Genomic DNA, 7455 nt, shown 5'->3' with positions numbered 1-7455 from the left:
GGCAGGGCCGGGGGAACGAACCCCGCCCGCGCCGGGTGCGCAGAGCCCAGGGGTACGGGGGGAACCCCGGCTCGTGCGCCGCCGATGACCAGTCGGCTCGTTATGTACTGCGCCGCAGGTTCGAAAAGTGTTACTGGTGTTCGTGACACCCGTCGCGAACAGCGCGAAGGCCCCGCGCGGAGCATCGTCACGAGGCCTTCGGAAGTACGGGGGAGGGCGGTCAGCGCGGCACGCGCACGCCCGGGGACGCGGTTCCCACCGCCGGGGCAGACTGCGTCATCGGCGCCGCCCGGCCGGGGGGCGGGGCCTTGAGGACCTCGCCGCCGTCCTCGCTGCTGCGGGGTGCGGTGCCGGTCCTGGAGCCGCGGGTCCCGTCGAGCAGCTCCTCGCAGTACTGCGGGATGCGCGAGAGACCCTTGGCCAGCCGGGAGAGCCTGTCGCGGCGGTCGGCGTTCATGCTGCCCGAGCGGTACGCCTCGCACAGGTCCACCGCCTTGAGGCGGGTTGCCCTGTCCTGGTTGTGCAGCTCGTTCGCTCCGCCGAGGGTCTCCTTGCCGGCGCTGCCGGTGGCGCCCGCGGAGGCCGCGCCCGAGGAGGTGTCCGCGCTCCCGCCGAAGCGGAAGTCCGACCCGGGCCTGCTGCCGTCGGCGGGGCCCGTACCGGCCGCGGAACCGTCCGGGGTTGCGGGCGCACCGGTCCCGCCGTCGGCGCTGCGGAACGGATCGGGGCGCAGCTGCGGTGCGGAGGTCGGGCCGACGCCGCCGGACGGCGGGGCCGGGGTCTCCAGGGCGCTGAGCGTCGCGGCGGGTGCGGGTCCGGCAGAGGTGTGGGTGACGCGGTCCAGCAGGCCGGCCCCCGCGGCCGCGGCGAGCCCGCCGACGGCGACGCTGGCCAGCGCCGCGGCCAGGGCGAACCGCACCGGGCGGCCCGGGCGGAACGCGGCGACGGCTCGGGCCGGGGCGGGCGCGGGCAGGGCGATGACGGAGCCGAGGTCCATCACGGGCCCTGCCGCGGCGTCGGATCCCGGGACGTCGGCGGTGTCGGCGCCTGCGCGCGCGGCGCGGAACGCGGCCAGCGCGGCGGCCTCCCCGGGCAGTTCCGTCCCGGCGGGGGCCTGCGGCGGCACCAGCATGTCGAGGGCGGCCCGCAGCCGGTCTTCGGCATCCCGGGCACGGCGATCGGCGTCCGGGGAGGCCGTCGTGCCGTTCAGCACCCGCTCTGCCGCCGCCCGGTCCAACCACCTGTTGCGCTCGTCGGCCATCACATGTCCTTCTGCGTCCGCCAACGTGAATGCGTCACACCGGTTTGTTCCACGAGGCCACCGCCCCGGCCGCGCTGTGCGGGAACGGCGTCGAGGTCGCGCTGCCCCCGACCCTCCCGGATCTGGCCACCGGCATTATGGCCGACACCCGGGAGCCGGTCCGACGCAGGTTCCGCTTCCGGTCCCTGGACGCCCTCGGCGCCCAGCAGTTCGGCAAGTTTCTTCAGGCCCCTGTGGGCCGCTGTGCGTACCGCTCCGGGCCGCTTGCCCAGGGTCTCGGCCGCGCTCTTGGCGTCGAGTCCGACGACGACGCGCAGGACCACCGCCTCGGCCTGGTCCTGCGGGAGCCGGGCGATCAGGGCCATGGTCCGGCCGGTGGAGAGGGCCTCCATCGCCTCGCCCGCGGTGTCGCTGTCGGCGGCCCGGCCCGTCAGCTCGGTCTCGTCCCCGCCGATGGCGGGACGGCGGCCGCGCATGCGGATGTGGTCCAGGGCCCGGTTGCGGGCCACCCGGGCGGCCCAGCCGCGGAAGCGGTCGGCGTCGCCGGTGAAGGAGTCGAGGTCGCGGGCGATCTGCAGCCATGCCTCGGAGGTCACGTCCTCCGCGTCGCCGTCGCCGACGAGCGTGCGTACGTACCCGAGCAGGCGCGGGTGCACGGAGCGGTACACAGCACGGAACGCGTTCTCGTCGCCGTCCTGTGCCGCGAGCACCGCGGCGGTCAGCTCCGCGTCGTCCCCCAGCAAAGTCCCCAACCCGTTCACTGTCCTGTACGTGTGGCGCAAATCAGCACGTTACGGCCTTCAAGTACCTTCGTCCACGAGTTGCACGGGGAGCAACCAATCGTGCGCGAACCGAGGTGTGACACAAAACGCACGCGCGGCGCTGTCATGAGTACGGGCTTGTCGCACGAGTCCGTACGGACGACGACCGGGGCCTCTCCTGTGGGGGGTGGCGGCCTCGGTCGTCGTCCACCTCCCTCTCGTGGACCTCACCACGTCGTCCTTTCGGCTCGCTTCGGGGGAAAACCCTGCACCGGCCCGGCGCACCCCGTCCGGCGTCGCCGGCATGGCGGTACACCCGGCCCTGTCCTCCGAGGCGGTCGAGGCCGTCCTGATGCAGTGCTGCGGCAGCCGTGCCGGCGCTGGGCGCACCGGGTTGCCGCCCACAGACCGTACCCGGACTCGGGCGCTCTGCGGGCCGCCGCCGGGAAAGCCCCGTACGAGCGGGGCGGGCCGGCCGGCTGCCCGGCGCGTCACCGACCTGACGGACCGGCCCACTCGCGGGACGGTGTCCGTACGGCCGAAACAGGGCCATTCGCCCCTGCGGGATAGGCCGTCCGTGCCTGTTTGATCACACCGGAGGACCCCGGGCGAAGGAACCGACAAAGCGTCGCTACGATGTCCGGGGCCGGTGGACCGTACCCGGCCGGGCCCGACCGACAACGAAGCCGGCAGGCCCCCGCCCCGCTTCCGGAGGGTTTTCCGTGCCGGCTGGAACGTTGTACCGCGGCCGGGAAGGAATGTGGTCCTGGGTGGCTCATCGAGTCACCGGCGTCCTCATTTTCTTCTTCCTGTTCGTACACGTCCTCGACACCGCTCTCGTCCGCGTCTCCCCCGAGGCGTACGACGATGTCGTGGCTACCTACAAGACGCCGATCGTCGCGCTGCTGGAGTACGGCCTCGTGGCCGCCATCCTGTTCCACGCGCTGAACGGTCTCCGTGTCATCGCAGTGGACTTCTGGTCCAAGGGCCCGCGCTACCAGAAGCAGATGCTCTGGTCGGTCGTGGTGCTCTGGCTGGTGCTGATGATCGGGGCCCTGATCCCCGTCCTCGGCCACGCCTACCTCGAACTGTTCGGGAAGTGACGCGCATGTCCTCTGACACTTCTTCCGCTCAGGCCATCGGCGACGTGGAGGGCGTGAGCCTCTACGACGTGGACAACCCGGCGCCGTACATCGAGGCCCCGCGCAAGCGCACCGGCAAGACCCCGCGCTCGACCCGCGGCAACTTCGAGATGGCCGCATGGCTCTTCATGCGCCTGTCCGGCATCGTCCTCGTGGTCCTGGTCATCGGCCACCTCCTCATCCAGCTGGTGCTGGACGGCGGTGTCTCCAAGATCGGCTTCGCCTTCGTGGCCGGCCGCTGGGCGTCCCCGTTCTGGCAGGTCTGGGACCTGCTGATGCTGTGGCTGGCCATGCTGCACGGCGCCAACGGCCTGCGTACCGTCATCAACGACTACGCGGAGCGCGCGAACACGCGCCTGTGGCTGAAGGGCCTGCTCTACACCGCCACGGTGTTCACCATCCTTCTGGGCACGCTGGTGATCTTCACCTTCGACCCGAACATCCGCTAGGCAACGGGGCTGAGGCGACACATCTCATGAAGATCCACAAGTACGACACCGTCATCGTCGGCGCCGGCGGCGCGGGCATGCGCGCCGCCATCGAGGCGACGAAGCGCAGCCGCACCGCGGTCCTGACGAAGCTGTACCCCACCCGCTCCCACACGGGCGCCGCGCAGGGCGGCATGGCCGCCGCGCTGGCCAATGTGGAGGAGGACAACTGGGAGTGGCACACCTTCGACACGGTCAAGGGCGGTGACTACCTGGTCGACCAGGACGCCGCCGAGATCCTGGCGAAGGAGGCCATCGACGCCGTCCTCGACCTGGAGAAGATGGGCCTGCCGTTCAACCGCACCCCGGACGGCACCATCGACCAGCGCCGCTTCGGCGGCCACTCGCGCAACCACGGCGAGGCCCCGGTCCGCCGGTCCTGCTACGCCGCGGACCGCACCGGCCACATGATCCTCCAGACGCTGTACCAGAACTGCGTCAAGGAGGGCGTGGAGTTCTTCAACGAGTTCTACGTCCTGGACCAGCTGATCACCGAGGTCGACGGCGTCAAGAAGTCCGCGGGTGTGGTCGCGTACGAGCTCGCCACCGGTGAGATCCACATCTTCCAGGCGAAGGCCGTCGTCTACGCCTCGGGCGGCAACGGCAAGTTCTTCAAGGTGACCTCCAACGCGCACACCCTCACCGGTGACGGCCAGGCGGCCTGCTACCGGCGCGGCCTGCCGCTGGAGGACATGGAGTTCTTCCAGTTCCACCCGACGGGCATCTGGCGCATGGGCATCCTGCTGACGGAGGGCGCCCGCGGTGAGGGCGGCATCCTCCGCAACAAGGACGGCGAGCGCTTCATGGAGAAGTACGCGCCGGTCATGAAGGACCTCGCGTCCCGTGACGTCGTCTCCCGCTCCATCTACACGGAGATCCGCGAGGGCCGCGGCTGCGGCCCCGAGGGCGACCACGTGTACCTGGACCTGACGCACCTGCCGCCGGAGCAGCTGGACGCCAAGCTCCCGGACATCACGGAGTTCGCGCGCACCTACCTCGGCATCGAGCCCTACACGGACCCGATCCCGATCCAGCCCACCGCGCACTACGCCATGGGCGGCATCCCGACCAACGTCGAGGGTGAGGTCCTCCGCGACAACACCACCGTCGTCCCCGGCCTGTACGCGGCCGGCGAGGTCGCGTGCGTGTCGGTGCACGGCGCCAACCGCCTCGGCACCAACTCGCTGCTGGACATCAACGTCTTCGGCCGCCGGGCGGGCATCGCCGCCGCCGAGTACTCCGCCAAGGCCGACTACGTCGAGCTGCCGGAGAACCCGGCCGGGCTCGTCGTCGACCTGGTCGAGCGGCTGCGCAACTCCACCGGCACGGAGCGGGTCGCGGACCTGCGCAACGAGCTGCAGGAGACGATGGACGCGAACGTGTCGGTGTTCCGCACGGAGCAGACGATCAAGACCGCGGTCGAGAAGATCGCGGAGCTGCGCGAGCGCTACAAGAACGTCTCGATCCAGGACAAGGGCAAGCGGTTCAACACGGACCTGCTGGAGGCCATCGAGCTGGGCAACCTGCTCGACCTGGCCGAGGTCATGGCCGTCTCGGCCCTGGCCCGCAAGGAGTCCCGCGGCGGTCACTACCGCGAGGACTACCCGAACCGCGACGACGTCAACTTCATGCGCCACACCATGGCGTACCGCGAGGTGGCGGCCGACGGCAAGGACTCCGTCCGGCTCGACTACAAGCCCGTCGTCACCACCCGCTACCAGCCGATGGAGCGTAAGTACTGATGGCCACCCCGACCCTCGTGAAGAAGGAGGAGGCGAAGTCCGCCGCCTCCCCGTACATCACGGTCACGTTCCGGATCCGCCGCTTCAACCCCGAGGTCTCCGACCAGGCGGAGTGGCAGGACTTCCAGATCGAGATCGACCCGAAGGAGCGCGTGCTCGACGGTCTCCACAAGATCAAGTGGAACCTGGACGGCACGCTCACCTTCCGCCGCTCCTGCGCGCACGGCATCTGCGGCTCCGACGCGATGCGGATCAACGGCAAGAACAGGCTCGCCTGCAAGACGCTGATCAAGGACATCAACCCGGAGAAGCCCATCACCGTCGAGGCCATCAAGGGCCTGACCGTGATGAAGGACCTCGTGGTCGACATGGAGCCCTTCTTCCAGGCGTACCGGGACGTCATGCCGTTCCTGGTCACCAAGGGCAACGAGCCGACCCGCGAGCGCCTGCAGACCGCCGAGGACCGCGAGCGCTTCGACGACACGACGAAGTGCATCCTGTGCGCGGCCTGCACCTCCTCGTGCCCGGTGTTCTGGAACGACGGCCAGTACTTCGGCCCGGCGGCGATCGTCAACGCGCACCGCTTCATCTTCGACTCGCGTGACGAAGCCGGCGAGCAGCGCCTGGAGATCCTGAACGACAAGGACGGCGTGTGGCGCTGCCGCACCACGTTCAACTGCACGGACGCCTGCCCGCGCGGCATCGAGGTCACGAAGGCGATCCAGGAAGTCAAGCGCGCCCTGATCACCCGCCGCTTCTGACCTGGCGGTCCCGACGGCGCCACACGAGGGCCCCGTCCTCCGGTGTATCCGACACCGGAGGACGGGGCCCTCGCCCGTTCGGGCGAACGCGCCGTCCCCGGCCTTTGCATCGTCGATGCCGACACCTACGAGTGCCTCGTCGAGAACGACTGCCACGACCCCTCGGTCTCCCGGCTCGTCCTCGAAGTGACGTCCGGCAACCACCAGGCCGCCCTACGCGAAGCTCCGCGCGTACGGCAACGCCAAGGTCCCCGTCTACGTGATCGTCGACCGCGGGCACAACCGCCTGCACGTCCTCACCGACCCGGTGGCCGACGGGTACGGCACCCACCGCGCCCACGCGCCCGGCGAACTCGTGGCCCTGCCCGAGTCGACTCCAGTACGCCGAGCCCGGACCTGCGGGAGATCGACGCGCGGGAGGACGCGCTGCCGGAGCCGGCGACATCGAGGCGGCGGTCGAGCTGATGGTCGACACCTGGCTCGGGCCGTCCGCCCCGGAGGAGGCCGGGGAGTTCGTACGGACCGTGCAGCACCGCGGTTTCGAGGTCGCCCGGCCCATCACCGAGCACCACGAACTCCCGGCGCGCCCCGTCGACTCGCGGCCGTCACCGCTCCGACGCCGGCGTCCGGCGGCGCGTACGACCACCCCGGCTTCCGCGGCATCGCCGCGTCCGTCCCGCAGTCGGTGCCGGGCGCCCGGCACGTGGAGCTGCCCCGGGCCGGCCGTCTGCCGTCGCTGGAGCGCCCGCAGGAGATGACCGCCCTGCTGCCGGAGTTCCTGGGCCGCCCGTAAGGCGGCCGGATGGCAGCCCCACCGGGGCCGTGCCGGGCTTGGAGGAGGGGGGAACGGCCTGCAGCGGTGAACGCGCCCGCGCCGCCGCCCCCTTCCGGCCCCGCACGACCACGGCCCTTCCGGCCGTGCGGCGCTGCGGCCGCGGCCCGCGGGGACGGCCGGATCCGCCCGCCTGAGCAGGAGCCAGCCATGACGACGGACGACAGGGTGCGCGGCGACGAGGACCTCGCCTTCTTCGAGGCGGTCGCGGCGGCCTTCCGGAAGTACCCGGAGGCGCAGGGCAGGTACGCCCTCGCGAGCCTGGAGCAGGAGATCGAGCTGGGCATCGACTTCGGCCGGCAGGTCGGGGTCTCCCGCGTGGAGGGCAGGCGGATCATCACGGAGTTCGAGGACCGCGGAACACCGGAGTCCCCCGGCCCCAGGGCGGCCCACATGCGGCTCTGCATCGAGCGGGACATCCACGGCAAGCGCCTGATGTGGATCGAGGCGCCGGAGTAGAGCCCACCC

7 protein-coding genes and 1 pseudogene are annotated in these 7455 nt (G+C 71.2%); 6 read left to right on the top strand and 2 right to left on the bottom strand.

From position 1 onward, the window contains the following. Nucleotides 1-220: 220 nt before the first annotated feature. Both HYE82_RS31470 and HYE82_RS31465 read right to left on the bottom strand, forming a co-directional pair. Nucleotides 221-1261, bottom strand: a complete 1041-nt coding sequence (locus HYE82_RS31470; protein WP_179177607.1) for a hypothetical protein — start codon at nt 1259-1261, stop codon at nt 221-223. Next, nucleotides 1261-2004 carry an RNA polymerase sigma factor gene (locus HYE82_RS31465; protein ID WP_179177608.1) on the bottom strand — a complete coding sequence of 248 codons (744 nt, stop codon included), beginning with the start codon at nt 2002-2004 and terminating at the stop codon, nt 1261-1263. The genes HYE82_RS31470 and HYE82_RS31465 overlap by 1 nt, the downstream gene beginning before the upstream one ends. A 352-nt stretch (nt 2005-2356) precedes the next feature. Here HYE82_RS31465 and HYE82_RS39110 point away from each other — a divergent pair. The 6 genes and pseudogenes from HYE82_RS39110 to HYE82_RS31435 all read left to right on the top strand — a co-directional run. Continuing rightward, nucleotides 2357-2484, top strand: a pseudogene (locus HYE82_RS39110) (2-oxo-4-hydroxy-4-carboxy-5-ureidoimidazoline decarboxylase); the annotation flags it as partial. 260 nt (nt 2485-2744) lie between these two features. After that, the gene (sdhC, locus tag HYE82_RS31460) at nt 2745-3125 is read left to right on the top strand and encodes a succinate dehydrogenase, cytochrome b556 subunit (RefSeq protein ID WP_179177606.1); all 381 of its coding nucleotides are present in this window, start codon (nt 2745-2747) and stop codon (nt 3123-3125) included. Nucleotides 3126-3130: 5 nt separating this feature from the next. Then, nucleotides 3131-3613 carry a succinate dehydrogenase hydrophobic membrane anchor subunit gene (locus HYE82_RS31455; protein WP_179177605.1) on the top strand — a complete coding sequence of 161 codons (483 nt, stop codon included), beginning with the start codon at nt 3131-3133 and terminating at the stop codon, nt 3611-3613. Nucleotides 3614-3639: 26 nt separating this feature from the next. Next, nucleotides 3640-5394, top strand: a complete 1755-nt coding sequence (gene sdhA, locus HYE82_RS31450; RefSeq protein WP_179177604.1) for a succinate dehydrogenase flavoprotein subunit — start codon at nt 3640-3642, stop codon at nt 5392-5394. Beyond that, complete coding sequence (locus tag HYE82_RS31445) at nt 5394-6155, top strand: succinate dehydrogenase iron-sulfur subunit (RefSeq protein WP_179177603.1); 762 nt, start codon at nt 5394-5396, stop codon at nt 6153-6155. Before sdhA ends, HYE82_RS31445 begins: the two co-directional genes overlap by 1 nt. A 982-nt stretch (nt 6156-7137) precedes the next feature. Next, nucleotides 7138-7446 carry a hypothetical protein gene (locus tag HYE82_RS31435; RefSeq protein WP_179177602.1) on the top strand — a complete coding sequence of 103 codons (309 nt, stop codon included), beginning with the start codon at nt 7138-7140 and terminating at the stop codon, nt 7444-7446. The last annotated feature ends 9 nt before the right edge of the window (nt 7447-7455 follow it).

The sequence above is a fragment of the Streptomyces sp. BR123 genome (assembly GCF_013401435.1).
Taxonomy (GTDB): domain Bacteria; phylum Actinomycetota; class Actinomycetes; order Streptomycetales; family Streptomycetaceae; genus Streptomyces.
The sequence above is the reverse complement of the archived record's forward strand: the minus strand, read 5'-3'. Positions and strand labels throughout refer to the sequence as shown.

What these genes read in the sequence shown, in the direction of transcription:
- HYE82_RS31470 (WP_179177607.1), bottom strand. Translation starts at nt 1,261, where the DNA reads ATGGCCGACGAGCGCAACAGGTGGTTGGACCGGGCGGCGGCAGAGCGG.
- HYE82_RS31455 (WP_179177605.1), top strand. Translation starts at nt 3,131, where the DNA reads ATGTCCTCTGACACTTCTTCCGCTCAGGCCATCGGCGACGTGGAGGGC.
- sdhA (WP_179177604.1), top strand. Translation starts at nt 3,640, where the DNA reads ATGAAGATCCACAAGTACGACACCGTCATCGTCGGCGCCGGCGGCGCG.
- HYE82_RS31445 (WP_179177603.1), top strand. Translation starts at nt 5,394, where the DNA reads ATGGCCACCCCGACCCTCGTGAAGAAGGAGGAGGCGAAGTCCGCCGCC.
- HYE82_RS31435 (WP_179177602.1), top strand. Translation starts at nt 7,138, where the DNA reads ATGACGACGGACGACAGGGTGCGCGGCGACGAGGACCTCGCCTTCTTC.